At 36.8% G+C, this 22,282-nt stretch carries 24 protein-coding genes; 7 read left to right on the top strand and 17 right to left on the bottom strand.

The features are described 5' to 3' along the window. Positions 1–6 precede the first annotated feature (6 nt). From I7822_RS09100 to I7822_RS09125, 6 genes are read right to left on the bottom strand one after another with little or no spacing between them, the layout of a single operon-like run. Complete coding sequence (locus I7822_RS09100; RefSeq protein ID WP_207977192.1) at positions 7–1,065, bottom strand: BtaManbiosPhlase; 1,059 nt, start codon at positions 1,063–1,065, stop codon at positions 7–9. Between the two features lie 10 nt (positions 1,066–1,075). Beyond that, positions 1,076–2,020: an MTP-1 family protein gene (locus I7822_RS09105; RefSeq protein ID WP_207977194.1), complete on the bottom strand. Its 945-nt coding sequence runs from the start codon at positions 2,018–2,020 to the stop codon at positions 1,076–1,078. Then, positions 2,017–3,633 carry a glycoside hydrolase family 13 protein gene (locus I7822_RS09110; RefSeq protein ID WP_207977196.1) on the bottom strand — a complete coding sequence of 539 codons (1,617 nt, stop codon included), beginning with the start codon at positions 3,631–3,633 and terminating at the stop codon, positions 2,017–2,019. Before I7822_RS09110 ends, I7822_RS09105 begins: the two co-directional genes overlap by 4 nt. A gap of 17 nt (positions 3,634–3,650) precedes the next feature. After that, on the bottom strand, positions 3,651–4,481 hold the full coding sequence (locus I7822_RS09115) for a carbohydrate ABC transporter permease (RefSeq protein WP_207977198.1): 831 nt from the start codon (positions 4,479–4,481) through the stop codon (positions 3,651–3,653). After that, complete coding sequence (locus I7822_RS09120) at positions 4,468–5,349, bottom strand: carbohydrate ABC transporter permease (protein ID WP_207977200.1); 882 nt, start codon at positions 5,347–5,349, stop codon at positions 4,468–4,470. The genes I7822_RS09115 and I7822_RS09120 overlap by 14 nt, the downstream gene beginning before the upstream one ends. Further along, positions 5,349–6,674 (bottom strand): ABC transporter substrate-binding protein, encoded by a 1,326-nt coding sequence (locus I7822_RS09125; protein ID WP_207977202.1) that lies wholly within the window; start codon positions 6,672–6,674, stop codon positions 5,349–5,351. The genes I7822_RS09120 and I7822_RS09125 overlap by 1 nt, the downstream gene beginning before the upstream one ends. A gap of 418 nt (positions 6,675–7,092) precedes the next feature. On the opposite strand from I7822_RS09125, the gene I7822_RS09130 reads away from it, so the two are divergent. The 4 genes from I7822_RS09130 to I7822_RS09145 all read left to right on the top strand — a co-directional run bounded on the left by I7822_RS09130 (position 7,093) and on the right by I7822_RS09145 (position 9,405). Further along, on the top strand, positions 7,093–8,112 hold the full coding sequence (locus tag I7822_RS09130) for a LacI family DNA-binding transcriptional regulator (RefSeq protein WP_207977204.1): 1,020 nt from the start codon (positions 7,093–7,095) through the stop codon (positions 8,110–8,112). A gap of 553 nt (positions 8,113–8,665) precedes the next feature. Then, positions 8,666–8,884: a DUF1659 domain-containing protein gene (locus tag I7822_RS09135; protein WP_207977206.1), complete on the top strand. Its 219-nt coding sequence runs from the start codon at positions 8,666–8,668 to the stop codon at positions 8,882–8,884. An 89-nt stretch (positions 8,885–8,973) separates the two neighbouring features. Next, positions 8,974–9,192: a DUF2922 domain-containing protein gene (locus I7822_RS09140; protein WP_207977208.1), complete on the top strand. Its 219-nt coding sequence runs from the start codon at positions 8,974–8,976 to the stop codon at positions 9,190–9,192. Positions 9,193–9,264: 72 nt separating this feature from the next. Then, positions 9,265–9,405: a YvrJ family protein gene (locus tag I7822_RS09145; RefSeq protein WP_207977210.1), complete on the top strand. Its 141-nt coding sequence runs from the start codon at positions 9,265–9,267 to the stop codon at positions 9,403–9,405. 235 nt (positions 9,406–9,640) lie between these two features. Here the strand turns inward: I7822_RS09145 and I7822_RS09150 are convergent, their stop codons facing one another. After that, complete coding sequence (locus I7822_RS09150; RefSeq protein ID WP_243459383.1) at positions 9,641–10,381, bottom strand: YybI family spore inner coat protein; 741 nt, start codon at positions 10,379–10,381, stop codon at positions 9,641–9,643. Positions 10,382–10,812: 431 nt separating this feature from the next. Between I7822_RS09150 and I7822_RS09155 the strand changes: the two genes are divergently transcribed. From I7822_RS09155 to I7822_RS09165, 3 genes are all read left to right on the top strand, one after another. Further along, positions 10,813–11,031 (top strand): DUF1659 domain-containing protein, encoded by a 219-nt coding sequence (locus tag I7822_RS09155; RefSeq protein WP_066329494.1) that lies wholly within the window; start codon positions 10,813–10,815, stop codon positions 11,029–11,031. 87 nt (positions 11,032–11,118) lie between these two features. Further along, the gene (locus I7822_RS09160; protein ID WP_207977212.1) at positions 11,119–11,337 is read left to right on the top strand and encodes a DUF2922 domain-containing protein; all 219 of its coding nucleotides are present in this window, start codon (positions 11,119–11,121) and stop codon (positions 11,335–11,337) included. A 76-nt stretch (positions 11,338–11,413) separates the two neighbouring features. Further along, positions 11,414–11,554 (top strand): YvrJ family protein, encoded by a 141-nt coding sequence (locus I7822_RS09165; RefSeq protein ID WP_066329499.1) that lies wholly within the window; start codon positions 11,414–11,416, stop codon positions 11,552–11,554. 226 nt (positions 11,555–11,780) lie between these two features. Here the strand turns inward: I7822_RS09165 and I7822_RS09170 are convergent, their stop codons facing one another. The 10 genes from I7822_RS09170 to I7822_RS09210 all read right to left on the bottom strand — a co-directional run bounded on the left by I7822_RS09170 (position 11,781) and on the right by I7822_RS09210 (position 21,633). Continuing rightward, positions 11,781–12,773: an ABC transporter permease gene (locus tag I7822_RS09170; RefSeq protein WP_207977214.1), complete on the bottom strand. Its 993-nt coding sequence runs from the start codon at positions 12,771–12,773 to the stop codon at positions 11,781–11,783. Next, the gene (locus I7822_RS09175) at positions 12,770–14,287 is read right to left on the bottom strand and encodes a sugar ABC transporter ATP-binding protein (RefSeq protein WP_307847709.1); all 1,518 of its coding nucleotides are present in this window, start codon (positions 14,285–14,287) and stop codon (positions 12,770–12,772) included. Before I7822_RS09175 ends, I7822_RS09170 begins: the two co-directional genes overlap by 4 nt. 82 nt (positions 14,288–14,369) lie before the next feature. Then, complete coding sequence (locus tag I7822_RS09180) at positions 14,370–15,338, bottom strand: substrate-binding domain-containing protein (RefSeq protein WP_207977216.1); 969 nt, start codon at positions 15,336–15,338, stop codon at positions 14,370–14,372. 81 nt (positions 15,339–15,419) lie between these two features. After that, the gene (locus I7822_RS09185; protein WP_207977218.1) at positions 15,420–15,935 is read right to left on the bottom strand and encodes a D-lyxose/D-mannose family sugar isomerase; all 516 of its coding nucleotides are present in this window, start codon (positions 15,933–15,935) and stop codon (positions 15,420–15,422) included. A 96-nt stretch (positions 15,936–16,031) separates the two neighbouring features. Then, positions 16,032–16,994 carry a substrate-binding domain-containing protein gene (locus I7822_RS09190; protein WP_207977220.1) on the bottom strand — a complete coding sequence of 321 codons (963 nt, stop codon included), beginning with the start codon at positions 16,992–16,994 and terminating at the stop codon, positions 16,032–16,034. Positions 16,995–17,163: 169 nt separating this feature from the next. Beyond that, complete coding sequence (locus I7822_RS09195; RefSeq protein WP_207977222.1) at positions 17,164–18,804, bottom strand: response regulator transcription factor; 1,641 nt, start codon at positions 18,802–18,804, stop codon at positions 17,164–17,166. A gap of 1 nt (position 18,805) precedes the next feature. Next, positions 18,806–20,632 carry a sensor histidine kinase gene (locus I7822_RS09200; RefSeq protein ID WP_207977224.1) on the bottom strand — a complete coding sequence of 609 codons (1,827 nt, stop codon included), beginning with the start codon at positions 20,630–20,632 and terminating at the stop codon, positions 18,806–18,808. 372 nt (positions 20,633–21,004) lie between these two features. Further along, positions 21,005–21,070 carry a hypothetical protein gene (locus I7822_RS30200; RefSeq protein WP_279381942.1) on the bottom strand — a complete coding sequence of 22 codons (66 nt, stop codon included), beginning with the start codon at positions 21,068–21,070 and terminating at the stop codon, positions 21,005–21,007. Beyond that, complete coding sequence (locus I7822_RS09205) at positions 21,067–21,321, bottom strand: helix-turn-helix domain-containing protein (RefSeq protein ID WP_279381935.1); 255 nt, start codon at positions 21,319–21,321, stop codon at positions 21,067–21,069. Before I7822_RS09205 ends, I7822_RS30200 begins: the two co-directional genes overlap by 4 nt. Before the next feature lie 90 nt (positions 21,322–21,411). Then, the gene (locus I7822_RS09210; protein ID WP_207977226.1) at positions 21,412–21,633 is read right to left on the bottom strand and encodes an aspartyl-phosphate phosphatase Spo0E family protein; all 222 of its coding nucleotides are present in this window, start codon (positions 21,631–21,633) and stop codon (positions 21,412–21,414) included. Between the last annotated feature and the right edge of the window lie 649 nt (positions 21,634–22,282).

The following is a 22,282-nucleotide window of genomic DNA, read 5'->3' on the forward strand; positions in this document are numbered from 1 at the left end:
TTATTCTTATAAGTAGGTTAATGAATCAAGGATTTCCTGCAGGCTTAGTTCAGCACATGCCATTGATGTATCAGCGACTCCATAATACATTTTCACAACATCACCTTCTACAAGGGCTCCACATGAAAAGACAACACCGCCAAAGAATCCTTCTCTCTCATAAGGAGCGTCTGGTTCAACTAATGGTATTTCTGAACGGGCAATGACTTTTGTAGGATCGTTCAGATCTAATAAAACTGCTCCCATGCAATAACGATGATCCTGGCTTGCTCCATGATAAAGCTCTAACCAACCTTTTTCTGTCCTAAATGGTACCGCTCCTCCACCAATTCTACCGTCATCCCATTTTCCAGCTCTTAACCCAATTAGATGCTGATGGTTTCCCCAGTACAATAGGTTGTCCGATTCTGCAATCCAAATTTCCGGGGAACCATTACTATTTGGCACTGGACGATGAAGTGCATAGTATTTCCCATTTATTTTTTCAGGGAAAATTAAAACATCTTTATTTTCGGGTGCAAAAATCATCCCATGCTGCTTTACCGATTCAAAATCTGTGGTTGAAACCATTGATTCACCTACTCCCATTGGCGATGCTACACTGAAGTAGATGTAATACGTCTCATCAATTTGGGTAATTCGCGGATCTTCAATTCCGAACGTTTCAAGCTTATTTGATGGATAAACAAACGGTTTTTCATCCACTGTAAAATGGCGACCATCTTTACTTCGTGCAATGCGCAGATAGGAAAGTGAGGTTAAATATGACCATTTTTGCTTTGATGTTTCCCTGATAACGCGAGGATCAGATAGATCAAACTCAGGATCATCCTTACGAAATTCATAGATGTCTAGCTCATTTGTCAATGGATTATAAACAGGTGCTTTTACTACATTCGAATCCGTACTAATTGGTCTTTCTGCAACACGTAGTAGCATAATCACTTCGTCCTCAAATTTCGCAATTCCAGCATTAAAAGCACCGATTACTTCAAAACCTTCATGAAATGGTGGGACATCGTTTGGTGTAAGTAATGGATTTTGTTCATAGCGATATATATTCATGATTAACTCCTTAGTTTTCATATTGTAAAAATGGGTCTTCCAATTTTATTTTTTGAGCGTCTGCATCACTAATACCTGCATATAAGTCAGCTGTTCCGTCTGGTTTACGGACTAAGCCGCCACTAAATACGACATCTACTAAATCAGGGCGTTTTGATGGACCAGGACGAAAATTTGATCGTGTGGCAATTAACTTTATGTCTGAATAATCACCCGTCTCTGGATCAATCGCGAACACCATTGGGTAATAATGACGATTTCCTTCTTCATCAAAATTGGCAATATGACCTAATACACCGATCAAGCTATTTGCTAAAAGGTGAGCTTCATTTGCTCCTCCCCATTCCTCATCTATAAATTGATTTTTCAACAATGGCGTTTTCTCAATTTCTTCGATTGTTAAGTGCTCTAGAGAAGATAGACGTCTAAAACCGATCTTTCCTCTACCACCCTTTTCTCCTTGTGGTCGAGTTAACAACCCAATTGAACCATCCTTCAGTTCAATTAGACGCAGATCCTTCATACCATTCGGGCCATTTGCAAATTCTTTTAAACTCGCAATTTTTTCACCCTTCATAAAAATCGTTCGCCAGCTTAACGAATTTTCAAGTGTAGGATGAGGGAATATTTGCACACCCCCAAGCACAAGCTCACCAGCTATTTTTGTAAAAAACGGATCTTGCAGCTTGTAAACAGGAGCATTTTCTTTCGGTACCCATTCGCCATTTTGCTCGACAAAGAAAAAGACTTCAGAATGTTCACTGTCTCGCGATTCCACTCTTCCTGCAAGAACAATCTCTCCTTCATCTTCAAACGGAGCTGAAATATTGTAGACGTCTTTGTCCCCAACACCTGTAAACACAAGTTTTTCCGCATGATTCGGCTGATCCTTCAGTTGAAATTCCTGTAATAAATCCGCACATGTTTTCACTTCATTTTTAATGAGTTTACTCATAATTTATCTCCTTTCAGATACATAATAATTGCTTCTCCAGGCTGAACTGTTGTATCGACATTTTCTCGTTTACTCGATTGCAAAATTTCAATTGCTAAATGGGCTTCTTCAGGAAAAGGTACATCTACTTTCCCAAAATTGAGCAGGACCATAACTTGTTCATCTTCAGAAACTTTGATGAAATAGATCATTTCACCCTTTTTTTCAAGCAACTGATACTCTCCTTGGTGTAATGCAGGATGGTCCCTCCTTAATTCTATAAGCCTTTTATAATAAGAAAGAATTGAAGCATTTTGGACTAACTGCTGCTTCACATTGATTCCTTCACACTTTTCCGGAAATGACATCCATGGTTTGGCTGTTGAAAACCCATTGTATTCTGAGTTATCCCATTGCATCGGCGATCTCGATTTATCACGACTTTTCTCATTGGCAATGACTAATGCTTCTTCTATGGTTTTTCCAGCTTGAATGGAAAGCTCGTATGCCGTTACTCCTTGAATATCCTTCATTAATGAGATGTCATGATGAACTATATCACGCATACCTATTTCGTCGCCATAATAGAGAAATGGTACACCTTTTGCCGTTAAAATCAGTGTCGCAAGTAGCTTCGCACGTTCTACTTCGATCCCATCTTCACCAAAACGAGAAATAAGACGCGGCATATCGTGACTACTGAAAAACAGGGTTGGAAGCTGATCTTCCTTATGAACAGCTTCCATTTTCTGCAATTGCGCAAAAATGGTATCCACATGAAAGGTTGGGATACTTCCGAGATTAAAGTTAAACACAACGTCTAATTTGTTTTTTCCACTATAGGTCGCTAGTAAGTCGATTTCCTCAGACCCTACCTCTCCTACTAAAACCTTTTCTGAAAACTGATGAACAAAGCTAGATATCTCTTCAATAACGTCTAGAATTCCAGCTTGATCTTTATCATATTTATGAATTTGATGGTTATTTTCATCAATTGGGTTATTTTCAAACGTGTTATTCACCTTTAGAAAATTAATCACATCTAGTCGAAACCCATCGATTCCTTTGTTCAACCAAAAAGCCATCATCTTAAACATCGCGTGCTTCACTTCTGGATTTGCCCAATTTAGATCCACTTGCTCTTTAGCAAATGCATGATAATAATATTGTCCCGACTTTTCATCAAATTCCCATGCAGAGCCGCCGAAAAAGGATTCCCAGTTATTTGGAGGCTTCCCATCGATCGAATCTCTCCAAATATACCAATCTCTCTTCGGGTGATTTTCATCTGAAATGGCATCCTTAAACCATTCATGTTCTGACGACGTATGATTTAACACAAGGTCTGCAATCACTCTGATCTTTCTGTTATGCGCCTGTTCAATAAAGTGTTCAAAGTCTACGATCGTTCCATAATCCGGATCAATCTCATAATAGTTAGAAATGTCATAGCCATTGTCAACTTTGGGAGACTTGTAAAAGGGCGTCAACCACAAACAATCGATGCCTAGATCTGTAAAGTAATCGAGCTTCTCTGTGAGCCCTTTAAAATCTCCTACGCCATCCTTGTTCCCATCTGCAAAGCTTGGCATATATACTTCATAGAAAACTGCTTTTTTCCACCATTGCTCCATAATTTCCCCCAGAATGTTTATTTAAGTGTAAACTGCATACCTTCTTGGAATTTCTTCGCAAAGAAAAGGAACAGAATGATAATTGGCAATGTTAATAACACAGAGGCTGCATACATTGGACCTGGATAGCCTCCATACGGCCCAAACATTTGCGATAGAAGCACGTTAAGAGTAAGCATGCTATCACTTCGAACAACAAGCATGTCCCATAATAATTCTGTCCATCTTTCCATGAACAAGAATAAGAAAATAACAGTCGTTATCGATTTAGACATTGGCAGGACGACCTTAAACATAATTTGGAGATTAGATGCTCCGTCCAATTTCGCTGCTTCTATAAACGTATCTGGAATGGCTCTAAAAAAGTTTGTATACATAAAGACCGCCCACAAACTCATCGCTTTCGGAATAATCATCGCCCAGTACGTATCATATAGTCCTACATTTTGAATAATTAAAAAGGTAGGGACTAACAAAATGATTGCTGGGAAAAACATTTGAAACAAAATAATATTATTAACGGTATCTCGGCCTTTAAAGTTCATTTTAGCTAACGCATAAGCAACCATGACTCCCGTAATCATCATAAGTACGGTTGAGCCTGCCGAAACAATCACACTGTTGAAAAAGGCTTGAATCCATGGTCTTGGTATAGCGACATCACCACCACCAAACAACCATTGATACGAACGGAACGTAAATTCTGTTGGAATCATCCTTTTATCAACTTGATCCCATGTTGAAAAAGAATTTAGGACCATATAGAGATATGGAAACACCATTATGATCAATAAGACAATCGCAAGGATATAGCGAAGAAGTAATCCTCTTTTTTTAGACCCAACCATTGCGTTTCCCCCACAATTCTAATAGTTTTCTGATCACAAAAATCGAAATAAATGTAACAACTGATGCAATAATCGCAACTGCTGACGCATAACCTGCCTGAAGATTTTTAAAGGCCTGTGTAAAGATTTCCATTTGCCACGTATTTGTTGCGAAATTTGGACCTCCACCTGTTAATTGATATACCTCTGTGAAAATCCCAAATGTAACACCAATTGATAAAATCAACACAGTATAAATGGCTGGATATAGTAATGGAAGTGTGATTTTCCAAAAGCGCTGCCAGGGTGAAACTCCATCAATCGCGGCAGCTTCATAAATTTCAGTATTAATGCTTTCAAAGCCGGATGTTAGAATTAAAGCGTAATAGCCTGTGAATTTCCAAGCGATAATCACCGCTACCACACATAACGCTGAAAACGGAGATCCTAACCAGTCGATATCCAGTCCGAAATTTGATCTTAAAAATGCATTAAGTGGACTATTGTAGGAAAGGAGACCTTTTACGATTAATGAAGAAACAACTCCAGAAGCTAAATAAGGAAGAAAAAAACCGATTAAAAAAATACCCTTAAATCTAGGCAGTCCATGAATAATCGCCGCAACCAAAATCGATGAGACAATAACCAACGGTACAAAAACTGCCATAAATTTAAAGGTAACAAAAAAAGCAGCTTGAACTCCTGGTGACTGCATAGCTTTGATGTAGTTAGAAATGCCTTCAAAGTTAAATTCAGGTGAAATTAAATTCCAATCTGTCGCCGATAAATACAATGACCACACAAGTGGAATGGCAAAAAATATAATTGCATAGATAAGGTATGGACTGGCAAATAGCCAGCCCATTCCATTACTCTTTTTCGTTCTCATTACTTGAGATCCCCCTCAATTGCCTTTTTCATCTCATTCCAGCCTTTTTCAGGATCTACTTCCCCCTTAACAACAGGGTTTACAGCAAATTGTCCAATATAGGTTTGCAGTTCATTATATTTTGCATTGTCTATCGAAGGAATTGCGTTTGGCACTGCTTTAGCATACGGCTGTAATACTGGATTTTTTTCAAAGAACGCTGTAAAAGCTTCGTTGGTTGCTAAGTCATCACGAGCTGGTGGCAGGCTTGTCTTTTCTAACCACTCTAAATCGTTCTCTGGATTTGAATAAACCCACTTCATAAATTCCATTGCCGCTTTCTTTTCTTCATCCGTTGCAGACGCATAAATGACTAAACCCTTTGTATCAGCAAATGTTTTCACATTTTCAGTTGACATACCATCCGGAACTGGTGGTGGTGCAAGTGTAAATGTCTCACCATATTTCATTTCTGGGAATTTTTCAGTCCAGTAGCTGAATGTCCAAGGACCAATGTCAGTGAAAATTCCTAAACCAGTTTCAAATGGATCTGTTACTTGTTTTGCTAAGAGTGCATCTTCTTTTCTCAAATCATCTAATAATGTTAGAACGTTTACTCCAGCTTTATCATCCGCCACTAATTTGTTTCCTTCAATGAAGTTATTTCCTTCTGATGCAGCATCATAAAGCATAAAGAAGTCAAACCATCTCTTCCATGCAGTTGGATCCGCTAAATCCGCTTTTGCCCACACATATTTTTCCGGATATTTTTCCTTTAGCTTCTTTGCAACATCTAGCATTTCACTATATGTTTTAGGTGGTTCATTCACACCTAACTCTTTCAAAATATCAATTCTCCACCCAAACAACATTGGATTTGAGTAAATTGGAAGAACATACTGATTTCCATCGGCAAACTTCCAGCCTTCAACTGTTTCCGTCATTTGACGAGCAGAAACAATCTCCTCCCAGCCTTCTATTTCATTAAGTGGTACTAGAGCTTTACTTTCTGCAAGCTGCGCTGCAAAGCCGCGATTAATATTTTCTGACATCGTCGGTGCACTCTTACCTGCAATTGCTGATTGAATGCTAGCTTCAGATGATGGACTCTCTTTGATTGCGCTTACATTCACTTTAATCTCAGGATTTTCTTTTTCGAATTCCTTTGCCACTGCTTCCCAATATACTTGCTGAGCTGGGTTTGGAGCTGCCCAGAACTCAATTGTTGTTACACTGTCTTTTTCAGAACCTTGCTCTGTGCCTTTATCTCCACAACCAGATAGAAGTGATACTGCCATTGTTGCAGCAAATAATAATGATGCGCCTTTTTTCAATGTATGTTTCATCTTAATACCCCCGTTTTATTTTTTAAGGCGAAAGACTTAAAATTAGTCCTTTCAACTATCAATGTAAGTTTTGTACAATATTTGAGAACGCTACCAATCTTACTCAAAAAAATAGTATAATTGAATATAGTCATGTACAAAAACTTACTTAATCAAAATTACAAAATTAGTTACAGAGATTACTTTTATAGTTAAATAACGTTCCGTAACCTTACAAACAACATTATTACACCGTTTTCATGATAAGTCAACCAAATTAACGTAAATTATTATGTTGTTTGCATTTTACATTGTCATGTATTATATTAATTTTGTAACGTTACAGAAATAACAACTGTAATGTTCACTAGTATGATAAATAATAAACTCCCCTAATATAGATGATTCTATTACTTTATAAGAAAGGTTGATTACTCCTATGGCAAAAAAGATCACGATGCAGGATATCGCAGATCGTTTACAAATATCAAAAAATTCTGTTTCACAAGCTCTATCTGGAAAACCAGGAGTAAGCGAAGAAACAAGAAAGATCGTGGCAGCAGCCGCTAGAGAACTAGGCTACGAATATACATCTGTTCGAAATCATTCCCAGAAAAGCGATCAGGAGAGGAATATTGCACTAATTGCATCCGAATTTGCCTTTTCACTTAAAAGCTTTTTTGGGGAAATTTATTTAAGTATTGAGAGGGAGCTTTCGAAGCATGGAATTAACTTGTTGATCCAGCCCATTAGCGAACAGGCAGTTACCAAGCTTCAATTACCGTCATTTGTTCAAAACAATTCTGTTGATGGGATCTTAATTCTCTCCCACTTAAGTACAGATTATATTAATGAAATCCTTTCTACGGACATCCCTACAGTCTTAATCGACCATCATCATCCACACATCAAAGCGGATGCCATCCTAACTAATAATCGCTTCGGTGCTTATACTGCGGTTGATCACTTGCTGAAGTTAGGTCATAGAGAGATTGGGTATGTCGGAAATGCTTCCTTTTCACCAAGCTATTATGAGAGATTAGAAGGATATCAGTTGGCATTACATCATCATGGAATAAAAATAAACCCAACCTTCATTCTATCTGAGGTTCTTGAGGAAGAGGATGATATTCGTATCTCAATGGTCCATTTACCTAAACAGCCCACTGCATGGTTTTGTGTAAATGATGGATTCGGGTTTCTTGTCAGCTCCTATCTCCAACAATCCGGAATTAAAATTCCAGACCAAGTCTCAGTTTGCAATTTTGACAATGGACAGCTTTCACAAATATCAACTCCAAAAATAACGACAATGGATATTGATCTAACACTCTATGGTAAAAAAGCAGTCGAACAACTAATCTGGAGAATGAGCAACAAAGACGCTGTTTGTCATGAAATTCTATTACCAACCATTTTAATAAAAAGAGCTTCAACTGGACCCGCACCTACGAACTGAAAAAGATTTCAAAAAGACATGTAAAAAATCGACAAGCCACAGGACCTTGTCGATTTTTTAAAATGTATAATTCCCCTAAAAAATCTCCATCATTTGACCATTCATATAAGAAAAGATAAACGCATAAATCGCACCGGCACTTCCTCTTGTATCAATGACCACTAATATATCATCAACCTTATTCCCAGTGAAAACATCAAGAAAGGTTTTGGATTGTACCCTGAGTTCTCTTTCAATGTATTTGCTGATATTGGCTATTCGCCCTTTACTCACACCTTTCAAGAACGCGTTAATCTTTTTACTTGAAGGTTCTATATAACCTTCCTAAAAAGTTCATAGGTTGTTACACATGTTATATAAAAATTTAAGTTTTTTTAGATTTATAGAATTTTTGATAGTAGATTCCAAAGCAATACCAAATAAGTGAAGGCTCTTTAGAAACATTTCGATACTTATTTTGTGTTTGAACTCAACAGATTATAAAAAAATTTTACACCATCCGCTACTCTACCTCCCCCTTTTCCATATATAAAGGGTGAAAGGAGGTGAGAGCATGTCAGTTGCAACATTACTAGATTCTCAATTAAGCCTAGTTTTTGACATGGGAGTTGATGAGAATGGCAAAGCAATGACGAAACGTAAAAACTACAACAACGTCAAGACTTCAGCAACACCTGACCAATTGCTGCAAGCAGCACAAGCGATTGTAAGCTTACAAACAGAAACACTAGCATCAGTTGAGCGTAACGACACAAATCAAATTGATGCGTAACACCATAAACATGTAAACACAACATCTCTTGAAGGATAATGGAGTGAATCAGATCTCCTTTCCTTCAAACCAAGAAAGGAGGATAAAAAATGGCGAAAACATTAGAGCTTCAATTTTTAAACACAGCAGGGAAAACAGTGAAAATCAGTGTAGATTCTCCAGTTGAACCAGTTGATCAAACTGCTTTAAATGCAGCAATGGATCAACTCTTAGCAGCAAACATTTTCATTTCAACTGACGGAGAATTTGTATCAAAAAAAGGCGCAAGAATTATTGACCGTTCTGTAACGGAAATCACTCTTGGGTAACTGAAATAGGGGCTGACAAGATTTTTCCTGTCAGCCCTAATTATGAATTCAATTGAAAGAGGTGCAAATAAGATGGAACAATGGTTAACTGTGATTAGTGATGTTGGCTTCCCTATAATCGTCACTCTCTATTTACTAAATCGGATCGAAAGCAAGCTTGACACATTAAATCACTCGATCCAAATGCTTCCTACACAATTGCAAAAGGGATAAATCGTAATAAGGGATCCTATTTGTGAAATAGGATCCTCTCGAATGAAGCTTTACTTAAACTATATCTATCTTTGTTTTAATGAAAAGATTACTAGTTAATATAAGCTATTCTATCACCGGCGTTTCATAAAAGAAAAGGAGGACACTCTCATAAACAAAGAAAAAAGAACAACCACACAAACTGGCTGCAGAAGCTCCACAGTTTTCGACAAAATTCGAGTGGTGACAGGCACCGCTACACCTCCCCCCCAAAAACAGCAACATTCTGCCTATCAACACCAAAACCCTGCCCATTCCACTTCAATACAGTCTCGACAAATCCAAGCCCGTCGGCATTATACCTTCCAGCAATCCTCTGATAGGCATCAAGCTCATACGTCCCATCCCGATTAAAATCAACAGGATACAAGCCAGATAAAGGGTTCACCCACCCTTGTATCGGTTCCTTCAATTGACCATTTTCATGATAAATTTCAGATAAATAGTCCTTTCCCTTGTAAGTAAGGTCAAGTATATACTTTATTTTCAGGTTACGACTAATCACATTCGCTTTATAGTCATTCTCATAATTCACATCATATTGATACGTTTCATTAAACTTGTCAGAATTAAAAATTTCTCTCATTTCACCGTTCATAAATGAAAAGATATATGCATAAACCGCACCAGCACTTCCCCCTGTATCAATGACCACCTGGATATCATCTACCTTGTTCCCGGTAAAATCACCGAGAAAAAGGGTCGGATTGTACCCTGAGTTTTCCTTCAACGGAATTTGACTAAATAGGCTTGTTCGCCCATTTTGGACAACAAGAGTGATATTTTGCCAAAAGGGACTATCAGGTGTTTTATTTGCGGTAAGAAACACCTTGTCGATTATCCCGTCTCCGTCGATATCGCCTTGCTTAGCAGCCACAATTGTTTTCTTATTCTGATTTGTTTCTCTATATGAAGAAGACTGAAGCCACGCTTGCATATTTAGCAATGCTTGCTTTGAAGGATACGGATTTGGTAATGACAAGGCCTTTGAGATTGTATGCAGTGCTTCTGACCTGTAGCCTGCTCTCACTTGCGCATCAGCTAAATAGTACCAATAGTAAGGGTCATTTGTTTCCTGTATTATCGCACGGTAGAAATCAATTTCATGTCTAAGATAACTCGTGTTCACTAAACTCACCTGCTGCCTTCCTTCTATTTTTTCTCAATATAGAATTATATGCAGTGAGTTTGTAGAATTATGAATCTATTCTTTCCTGAGACAATAGAACCAGGCCTTTGTCCCTCTTCACACTTAAAACTTTAATTTCTTTAATACCCACAGCAGAACAGCATATTAAAAAAAATTAATATCCTACGCTACTCTATCCCCCCTTTCTCTATATATAAAGGGTGAAAGGAGGTGAGAGCATGGCAGTTGCAACATTACTAGATTCTCAATTAAGCCTAGTTTTCGATATGGGAGTGGATGAGAATGGAAAAGCAGTGACTAAACGTAAAAACTACAACAATGTCAAAACTTCAGCAACACCTGACCAATTGCTTCAAGCAGCACAAGCAATTGTAAGCTTACAAACAGAAACACTAGCATCAGTTGAGCGTAATGACACAAATCAAATTGATGCTTAAAACGAGAAACATGTAAAAACAATCTATTGAAGGATAATGGAGTGAATCAGACCACCTTTCCTTCAAACTAAGAAAGGAGGATAAAAAATGGCGAAAACATTAGAGCTTCAATTTTTAAACACAGCAGGAAAAACAGTGAAGATCAGTGTGGATTCTCCAGTTGAACCCGTTGATCAAATTGCGTTAAATGCAGCAATGGATCAAATCTTAGCAGCAAATATTTTCATTTCAACTGACGGAGAATTTGTATCGAAAAAAGGGGCAAGAATCATTGACCGTAATGTAACAGAAATTACTCTTGGGTAAATAATTGCGAATAGGGCTGACAAGCTTTTTCCTGTCGGCCCTTTTCTATAAATTCAATTGAAAGAGGTGTAAAATGATGGAACAATGGTTAACAGTGATTAGTGATGTCGGCTTCCCGATCGTCGTCACATTATATTTACTAAATCGGATCGAAAGCAAGCTCGACACATTAAATCAATCGATCCAGATGCTTCCTTCACAGTTACAAAAGGGATAATTGTAATAAGGGGGGGGCTATTACGGGTAGTGACAGTACACCCAAAACCTACTTTTACTTAGAAATATTTTTATGTTTAATGGAAATATAATAAAAGGGAGAAGTCAACTAGCTCTTCTCCCTGCAACCTCAACCGTCAGGGTTGCTGGTTGTCAAACAATTTTATATATGCTGAGAATCACCCTTATGCTTGCGACGGCGCGATGAACCCAAGAATTTTGATGAATTAGTCCCGCTTCCTCCGTACACGATCAATATAAATAGCAAGCACAATCACTAACCCTTTAATAATTAACTGCCAATAATAAGGTACGTTTAATAGAGTTAGGCCATTACTTAGAATCCCCATAAATAAGGCTCCGAATAAACTTCCGATGATAAATCCTACTCCACCTACTAAACTTGTACCACCAAGGACAACGGCTGCGATTGCGTCTAGTTCATATCCCATCCCTGCATTTGGCTGGCCTGAGAAAAGACGTGCCGCTAAGATAACACCTGCAATACCTGCACAGATACCACTAATGGTATATACCCAGGTAAGACTTGATGTAACTTTAATACCTGTTAATCTAGCCGCTTCTTCATTTCCACCTACCATATAGATATTGCGACCAAAGACCGTATATTTCAAGACTAAGTGTGCAATAACAAAGACCACGATCATGATAATAACAGGTATTGGAATTGGACCTACATATCCTGTTCCAATGCTCTTAAAAAAGCTAGATTCCACCATTAAAGGATATCCACCAGTTACTACATAGGCAATACCCCGTAAATATGTCATACTTCCTAATGTTACGATAATAGCTGGTAAGCGAGTGACAGATGTTAGAAAACCATTTACATATCCCGCTGCACCACCGATCAAAATCCCACAGAGTATTCCAAGTGGTGCTGGCATAAATCCGGAGAAATAGACGGCACAAACACCTGATAATGCGACAATTGCACCAATAGAGAGATCAATTCCTCCTGTTAAAATAACAAATGTCATTCCTGCTGCAAGAATTGCACTAATCGATGTTTGTCTTGCTACGTTCACAATGTTATTCCATGTTAAAAAATCACTAGATAAGATACTAAACAGTAAACAAAGTAGGATAACAACAACGATGATTCCCATTTTATTAAGAAAATTCAAAATACTATTTTTAAACTGCCCTTGCTTTGTTTCAACTATTTTTGTCTTGTGGTTTACTTGAGAAAGGCTCATGCTAATTTTCCCCCTGTCGCATATGTCATAATTGTTTCTTGATTTATATGGTCACCTGTTAATTCACCGACTACTTTTCCTTCATGCATTACATACACTCGATCAGAGAGGGAAATAATTTCTGGAAGCTCAGAGGATACAACTAGAACACTAAAGCCTTCCTCTGCTAATTGGTGAATAATTTCATAGATTTCCGCTTTTGCACCAACATCCACACCTCGTGTTGGTTCATCTAATAGCAACACCTTCGGGGCAATACTTAACCAACGTGCAATGATTGCTTTCTGTTGGTTCCCTCCACTTAAATTAAGAATTTTCGCGGCAAGGTTAGGGGTTTTTACATTTAATTTTTTCTTGTAATCTTCTTCTATTTCCTGAATAACTTTACGTTTAATGAAGCCAAAATGAGCATGCTTCGGTATTTTTAACACACTGATGTTTTCTCCGACTCCTAATTGTAAAAAGAGAGATTGATCCTTTCTACTTTCTGGTACAAGAGCAATTCCCTTTTCTATTGCACTCCGAGGATCTTTATTATGAATCACTTCTCCATTTAACTTGATTTCTCCGCTTTTTGCTTTTGTGTGACCGAAAATGGCTTGTAATAACTCTGAACGTCCAGAGCCAACAAGTCCGGCAATTCCTACAACTTCACCTGGATAAATATCAAGTGTCCCGTCTATGAGATCGTTCCCAGCTGCAAGCCGATTCACAGCTAAAACTGGAGCTTCTCTTTTCCTATCAATCTTTTTGGCTACTTTTTTCGTAACCGTATCAATTTCTCTACCAACCATTAGCTTAATTAACTCGTTTTCATTCGTTTCCTTCGTGTTCAATGTCCCTACATATTTTCCATCCCTTAACACCGTACATCGATCAGATATTTTAAAAATTTCATCCATCCGATGAGAAACATACACAATAGCCACTTTCTTTGATTTAAGAAGATCAATCAATTCAAATAATTTATCAATTTCTTTACTGGATAATGTTGCGCTTGGTTCATCCATAATAATGATATCTGCTTTAATCGATAAAGCTCTTGCTATTTCAACAATTTGTTGTTGGGCAATACTTAAAGTAGAGACCAAACGAGTAGGATCCAAGTCTGATCCGATTGATTTTAATAATTCTTTTGCTCGAGAGTTTACCTCATCCCATTTGATAAAACCGAACTTATTTTTCGGAATGTCCGCACCCATTAATACATTCTCGCCAACTGTTAGGTTAGGAGCCAATTTTAACTCTTGATGGATGACACTAATTCCTTTTTTCCTTGCATCCAAGGGACCATTCCAACTCACCTTCTGGCCATGGTAAACAATTTCACCACCATCTGGGATGTACACTCCACACACAACCTTCATAAGCGTTGATTTCCCAGCACCATTTTCACCCATTAAGGCAAGAACCTCTCCCTTTTTTAAATCAATCGAGACATTATCTAATGACTTTACTCCAGGGAATGTTTTTGTAATACCTTTTAGTTCTAAGATTGTATTGGCTTCACTCACTTTAAGCCCTCCCCCTTGTGTCAGAAATAATATGAAGGAGTAGCAATGGACTCCTTCATTTCTCTACTTTTTATTCAATGAATTAAAATTCTGGTTTGAACGTATCAACATTGTCCTTGCTTACTGGATCAACAGGCACGAGAATTTCTTCTTTTACTTCTTTACCAGCAAGTAAATCCTTGGCAAGCTTAATTGCTTCTACAATTTCCTGTTCAGGATGCTGAGCGGCTGTGAATCCAAACATATCATCCTTTTTAATAAAGTCGATTGCGTCTTGTGAACCATCAACACCTACAAAGAATAATTCTGTACGATCTGCTGCTTTTGCTGCTAAGTATCCACCAATGGCTGTCGGATCATTTACACCATATACTGCATCAATTTCCCCGACTGGATTTGAAGATAGAATGTTTTCCATGACACTATACGATTTATCTCGATTTAGTTCACCATTCTGTTCCGCAACGATTTTTATATCTGGGTATTTAGCGATTGCTTCTTTAAATCCATCGACACGGTCAAATATTGATGTGATTGGGTTTCCATTAAGTAAGACAACATTTCCCTTTCCCCCTAGGCGCTCAGCTAAATATTCCCCTGCAAGTACTCCCGCCTGGTAATTATCAGACATAACTGTCGCTGTTGTGCCTCCATCTGCACCAACATCAACGGCAATAACAGGAATTCCAGCTGCTACTGCCTGCTGCACTCCACCAGCAATCCCTTGTGAATCAACGGCATTTATTAGAATGACATCAACACCCTTTGAAATGAAATTTTCTATTTGCGATTGCTGTTTTGCTAAATCAAAGTCTGCACTATTCACTAATGCTTCAAAGCCTTCTTTCTCCGCTTCTGCTTCTAAACTATTTTTGAAGGCTACAAAATATGGATTATCAAGAGTCATAACTGTTAAACCTACTTTTGAAAGCTTTTTACTTCCAGCTTCTTCTCCCCCACCTGATGCCGCCTCTTCACTTCCTTGTGAACCACAAGCTGCTAAACCAATTGATAGTAAAATGGCTGTAAGAATCATTAATACCTTCTTCATAAAAATTTCCCCCTTAACATTTTTTCTTTATGATAAAGAGGGTGACCCTTTGGCTTTGAGCCACTCTCCTTTTAACAAGTATTAAACCCTTTTAATATTCGGATCTGTAAAAATATCATATTCGTCTCGACTTGTTGTCGAAAACTCTGAAACGATAGCCCCTTCTTTACCCGCTTTAAACCAATGCTTCACTCCAGGTAAGATCGTGAACTGCTCTCCAGGTTTGAGAGCGATTTCTTTTTTTGCTGTATAAAAACTTTCCTTCCCTTGCGGAGGCGCTGTACTTGGTTCAGCAGTTGTTTCCCCTTCAACATATAAGTAGACAATTCCCATTCTGCAACGAAAGGTCTCTTTTTTCCCTGGTAACACTCCGATCGGTGGATGGAGATGCTCTGGGCACGTTTGATTTGGAAGAAGAATCAGTTCCTTTGCACAATAATTTTCATTATTAATATAGGTAACAAGCTGTAAACCCTCAATCTCTATCTGCCCCAATCCCATATCAGTAACCTCTAGTTGCTCAATTTCTTTCTCAGTGAGAACAATCTTTGCTTTTTCTAATAGGGATAACACATGATTTTTAATGGTTTCACTCATTTTAAAGCACCCCTTTTGTTTTTTGAAAACGAATACATTTACCTGAATATAAAGGTTTAAGCCCTTAAATGAGCCTAATCTTCTTTATCATGCCTACTACTTTATATAGGATTTTTTTGTAATGATTCGAAACGGACTGTAATTCATATGGTCAATTTTTTCACCTTTTGCGGCTTTTAATGCCATTTCAACTGCCATAAAGCCCTGTTGTTCAGAATCTTGGAAGATCGTTCCTAGCATTCTTCCTTTTTCTACAGCCTTCACAGCTTCAGGAATGGCATCTATCCCAACAATATGAATCTCTTTTTCTCTTCCAGCTGCTTTTATCGCATCATATGCCCCTAGCGCCATTGCATCATTTTGTGAGATGACTGCATCTATATTTGGTAGATTCTGCAACCATTTTTCCATCACATATTCCCCTTGTTCCCTGTTACCGTTTGCAGTTTGCTCGGCAATAATATGGATATTTGGATATTGTGATAAAACGTTTTTGATCCCAGCATCCCTACTGATTTGTAAGGAACTACCACCCTGAATATGAAGGATAACAACATTCCCTACTCCACCAAGTTCATTAGCAATTAGCTCGGTTTCCATTCTACCTGCCACAATATCATTTGAACCAACATAGGCAGTTGCTTCATCTAAGTTTTCCACTTCACCACTCAAAACAATAAGTGGAATTTTAGCTTCTTTTGCTTTTTTAACTGCTAAAACTGTCCCATCCTTTTCATAAGGATTAAGTATGATTGCATCTACTTTATCGAATAGAAAATTTTCAACCTGGGTGACTTGATTCTCTGCTTTCCCTCTACCATCTTTCTCGATAATTGTTACATTTAGTTCATTCGCCTTTTGTTGGATTGCTCGTTGAAGGCCTTTTACATATTCATTTTCTAAGTTCTCATAAGAGACTCCAATCCGATATTTCCCTTCCGTTTGTGCATCTTCCTTTTTATAGGTTTGATCAGACTCAAAGAATGCAAATCCGACCCATCCTATTGAAATCATTAAAAGAAATAAGATGATGACATATAACCATTTCTTGCGGAGCATGTTGACTCCCTCCTGAAGCTTATTTTTACTATACTACCCTAGGGTCATGGACCTACATAAAAAATGTTGGGTGATACCCCGAAAAATTTCGTGTACTTTTTTAAAAAAGTCTTCCATAAAAAAAGAAGCTATCCTCAATTTAAGAGATAGCGCGACATTGAAAAGACCTTTATCCCGAGAATTTATCACTGTATTCTCGTACTGTCATCCCTGTTTGCTTTTTAAATACTGTGCCAAAATAATCGGGATCATTGAAACCGACTAAATAAGCGACATCTGATACCTTCATCGGCTGTTCAGATAGTAATTCCATTGCTTTTTCTATACGAACCTGCACCAAATATTTTTTAAATGGTACACCAACCTCTGTTTTAAATATTTCACTTAAATAAGAGCGATTAATATAATGCTGGTGAGCTAGTCCATCAAGTGAAATGTCACTATCATAGTAATGCACATGAAGATACTCTTGAATTTCCTTTACAATTTTTTTTGATTCCTTTTTGGTCATCCCATTGTCAAGCTCACTGCAAAACTTACTTAGTATAGAGATTAATCCTAACCTAAGATTCGAATCATGCTTGAGTAAAAATTCACTTAATGTAGGCATTGAAGCTTGGGAACCTTGTGTATACAGCTTATTTATTTTATGGCAATGCTTTTCAAGAACATCAAAAATAGCTGTTACCAAAGCAATACTTGAAACAGGTGATTCCCCTTCCAGGGAATGAAGTCTTGAAAAACAGTCTTGAACAAATTCCGTTACCTTTTTTATATCACTTTCTTGAAGTAAATCAGTTAAGCGCTTTTCTTCCTCGGTAGACCATACTGGCCCTAGTAATGCTGTGCTTTCTTTTTGATAGATGTCTTCAACAAACAGCACTGCGTTTCTCTGCTTTTCAGACTGGTAAACAGAAGCTGTCTTTCGATAATTCGAATACAGGTTCTTCAAATCTATAAATAATTCACTATTGATGATTTGTAGATTCAACTTGTGATAAATCCCTGTATTTTGGATGATCTTGTAACATCCCTTTTCAACCTCTTCTCGCAGAGGCTCACATTCGTTAAACCCGATGATGGTAATCCATTCATTTTCATTCACTTTTGATCTAAAACTAACAATTGGTAAAAGGAACTCCAGGCTATCTATCATTACATTTTCTAATCCAAAAAATAGCATTGATAAATCATCTGAAAAATACGATTTCATCTCATCTTCATTTAAAATATACATAGTCACAATGAGATACCGATCACAATTAAATTCGATTCCTAGCATCGCTAGTTTTTTTAGGATGTCTGTTGATTTCTGTTGATTACTATATAGTAAATCATTCATTAAATTGTCTTTTAGAAGGGCAGTACTTCTTTTTAGCAATTGGTGGTTTTTCACTTCACTTTTTATTTTCTTTGTTTCCTGTTCAATTTTGTTTGTCACATCATGCATCGCTTTATATAGCTCATCTTTAATCACGGGCTTTAATAAGTAATCCATTGCGCCACACTGCAGCGCTTTTTGCACATATTTAAAATCAGAATAACCACTTAAAACAATGACTTTAATCCTTAGAAACTCTGCTTTTAGAATTTCTAGGAAGGCCATTCCACCCATACCAGGCATTTTCATATCTAAAAAAATGATATGAGGAACAACCTTTTTTATCATCTCATAGGCTTCCTCTGCATTTTTTGCTTCCTCAATTTCAAAGCTTCCTTCATCATAACGCCTAATTTTCCCTTTCAAACTTCTTCTTACAGCAATTTCATCTTCAACAATCAAAATCCTAAGCGTGTCGTTACGTTCCATTTTACATACTCCTTATGTCAATGGTTGTGGCCGGGAACTCAATTTTGATCACTGTACCCTTATTTTTCACACTGTCAATTTCAAATGAGAGGTTATCTCCATATAATAGTGATAATCTCGTATACACATTTTTAAGTCCTAAATGATTCGATGAGGTTGTTAACGAAAACCGATTGTCAGAATTCATGGTAAACTTCTTAAAGTCATTTAGCTTGTCCTCGTCAAATCCAACACCATTATCAGCAACCTCGATATAAATGCGATCTTTCAATTTCTTTACAATTAGACTGATTTTCCCTTGACCAATCTTCATTTCCACCCCATGCTTAACCGAATTTTCAATCAAGGGCTGCAGGATCATTTTCATGATTAAAAATTGCTCAATTTCTGGGTCAGCCTTCATCTCGATTGATAACTCATCTTCAAACCGGCTTTTTAAGATGAAAAAATAATGGTTACAATGAGCAAGCTCTTCTTTTAGTGTGACTAACTCTCGATCGTGGCTTAAATTATACCTTAACAGCCTACTTAAGGATTCGGTAATATCTGAAATTTTATAAACCTCTTCTTCATCTGCTATCCCACTAATGACCTCTAAAGTGTTATAGAAAAAATGCGGATTTATTTGCATAATTAACGCCTTCAATTCAGCATCCTTTTTATGCAGCTCAGTCTGGTATTGAATGGTTACTAAATTATCGATTGTTCTCACCATCGTTTGAAATCGATTCCCGAGCTGAGTCGTTTCAATATTCGTCTGAGGTATATCAATAGCTGGATTAAAATTACCTTTTTCCACACTACTCATTTGTTTCATCAACACTTTAAGTGGATTGGTTAAATAGATTGATAATAAATAGGAAAGGATTAAAATTAGTACCACTAATATTAGGACACTATAAAAGATCAATCTTCCAAGAGAATTAATATCTTTAATTAATACTTCAAGCGGCATTGAACCAACAATTGTAAAGCTTTCATTTGTTAGCTTATTATAGGACATGATAATTTTTTCACCATTACTATTTTCCTCAATAAATGTATCTGCACTAAGGCGGTCTAAATGCGCAAGGAGCTTTTTATCGGCAAGTTTGCCAATTAAGGTGTTATTTGAGTGGTAGAGTAATGTCCCATTTTCCTTGATAATTTGCAATTCGCCGCCAAACCGGTTCTCAATTTCCTTAAAATTATTTGTAAATGAGTTTAACTCCTTGTCGAAGCTTACATACCCAATTTTCACATTTTCCACCGGATCAATGATGGCTCTAGATGCAGTAAAGCTATACACTCCATTTATTTCAAGTGGGTGAATATCAAAAAGTAATTCATCCTCATAATTATGTTTAATTCTTTGCTGCCATGTTTCTTCTTGATGGGAATTATATTCATAGACCTTATTATTCGTTGTATTTGTTGAAAACCCAACTAAATTCCCAAGATTATCAAAAGACCGGATACTAATAAAATCATTTCTGTTAAAAGTCTCATAAAGATGTTTGTTATCTACAAGCCATCTTTCTGATTGATATTGCTCACCACGCAGAAGATTGAGATTAAACGAATTCGTGTCGAGTATAATCGAGGCATAAATCGAAATTTCTTTACTAGTCCCTTCCAAGAAAGCGTTAATATTTTTACTTACAGCTTCCATTAAAGAGTTATAGTTCTCTAAGGCATCCTTCTTCATAGCTGATACCGATACTTCATAAAACACGTAACCAATGGCGATAAAAGGAATAATCACGATCAATAAATAGGTTACCTGAAGTTGATACCTCAATGTCTTATGGTGAAAGTACCTAATAATTAACCTTCGAAAAAATTTCATAGGTTGTTCTCCATATTATTTTAAATTTTAGTTTTTTAGATTAATAGGTTTTATGATAGTAGGGTTTGAAAGCGATGTCAAATATGTAAGGAGTTCTTTAGAACTATTTCGATCCTTATTTTGTGTTTGTACTCAACACGTTTTAAAAATTTCATACCAGCTACTCTACCTCGAGAGGATAGAATAATGGTTAACCGTCATAAGTTATGTTGGCTTTCCTATTTTTGTAACGTTTTATTTAATTTTCAGGGTCAAAGCAAGTCTAATACATTGAATCACTCGATCTAGATGCTTCCTTCACAGATACAAAAGGTTTAATCATTCATTTGACTACTGCTCATCGCACAAAAAGAGGGACATGGTCCCTATCCCTCAGTTCCTTTGCCTGTATAACTCTAAAAACTCCCGAAATTGATCCTTGGTTACATCGGAATTCATAGCGTACTGTGCCAGGTTGATCCATTCGTTTTCAAATTCCTTAGGGTCTGTTTCTCTTTGTTCATTAAGCAGAATTTGATAGGCGTACCTAGTACAGATGATACCTTATATAAAAAGTCGGTAGAGTGATCTTGATGGATATTGTTCTCAATTGAACGTAAATAGGATTCTTCAACACCTGTTTTTTCTCCTAATTCAGCTAAAGATACATTTTTTTTAATACGATATTTTTTAATCCTTTTACCAATCATGACAATCCACCTTTCTCATTAGCTAGGATTATTTTGAAAATATAAACTCCTTTCAATAAAAATTTATAAGTATCGTAGATCTAAAGATTATTAATTACCAACCTCTGTTAAAACCCTATTTTCGTGATAACAGGCAAGTACTATTTCTCTATTATTTGTTTTAAGCAATTCATTCAATAAGTCATCTAGCTTTGTACTTAATTTAACCGTATATGAGTGTGTTAACCCATATTCTAACCCTATTGATATCATGCTTTGTCTTGTTGCTTCAATCTCTTCTACCAGTTTTCTATTGGAAAGTTCACACATCATAATGTTCACCTACCCCTTTTATATTTCTGATGTCACTATTAAACAATCTACTAGTTTCAAAATGTTAACTTTAGTTTCCTATAAATTGAAATGATTGTATATCACCAGCAGTTCCTATTTCTAGGATATTAGCCTCACGTTCGACAATTTTGTTAGGAGGGTATTCCTATATTCTTCTATAAATGTCGACGATTAAGAAATAACAGTTGATCCATTAAAAGCTTAAGATTTCACTGTGAAAATAGCGAAAGATGAAAACACTTCCATTTCATTCAAAAAAATTATTCCCTGGATAATAGAATGTTATCTACTATAGAAATCTAAACAACCCAAAATTAAAAGGAGAGTCAATCTTTTTTATGACTGACTCTCCTTTTCTGCTTTTAAACGTATAATAAAATTGGTTGCATTACACTTCATTTGGAATTCTCCTTATCTTTTCCGAAAAAGCTTTTTTCACTAACCGTATCGAATCCCATAAGCAAAAACTCTCATTTTTTTAATAAACTTTTATGACTTAAATAAGTATGTTTGCAAACTACCAGATTCAAACTATGTAAACGTTTATCCTCCTTTCTTCCTATACAAAATTACCTTTCCTTAAAAGTGGTTTAATATTCGTCTGCTATTGTTAAAAATGGAGTTTCTA

Source organism: Metabacillus bambusae (assembly GCF_017497975.1).
Taxonomy (GTDB): Bacteria; Bacillota; Bacilli; order Bacillales; family Bacillaceae; genus Metabacillus; species Metabacillus bambusae.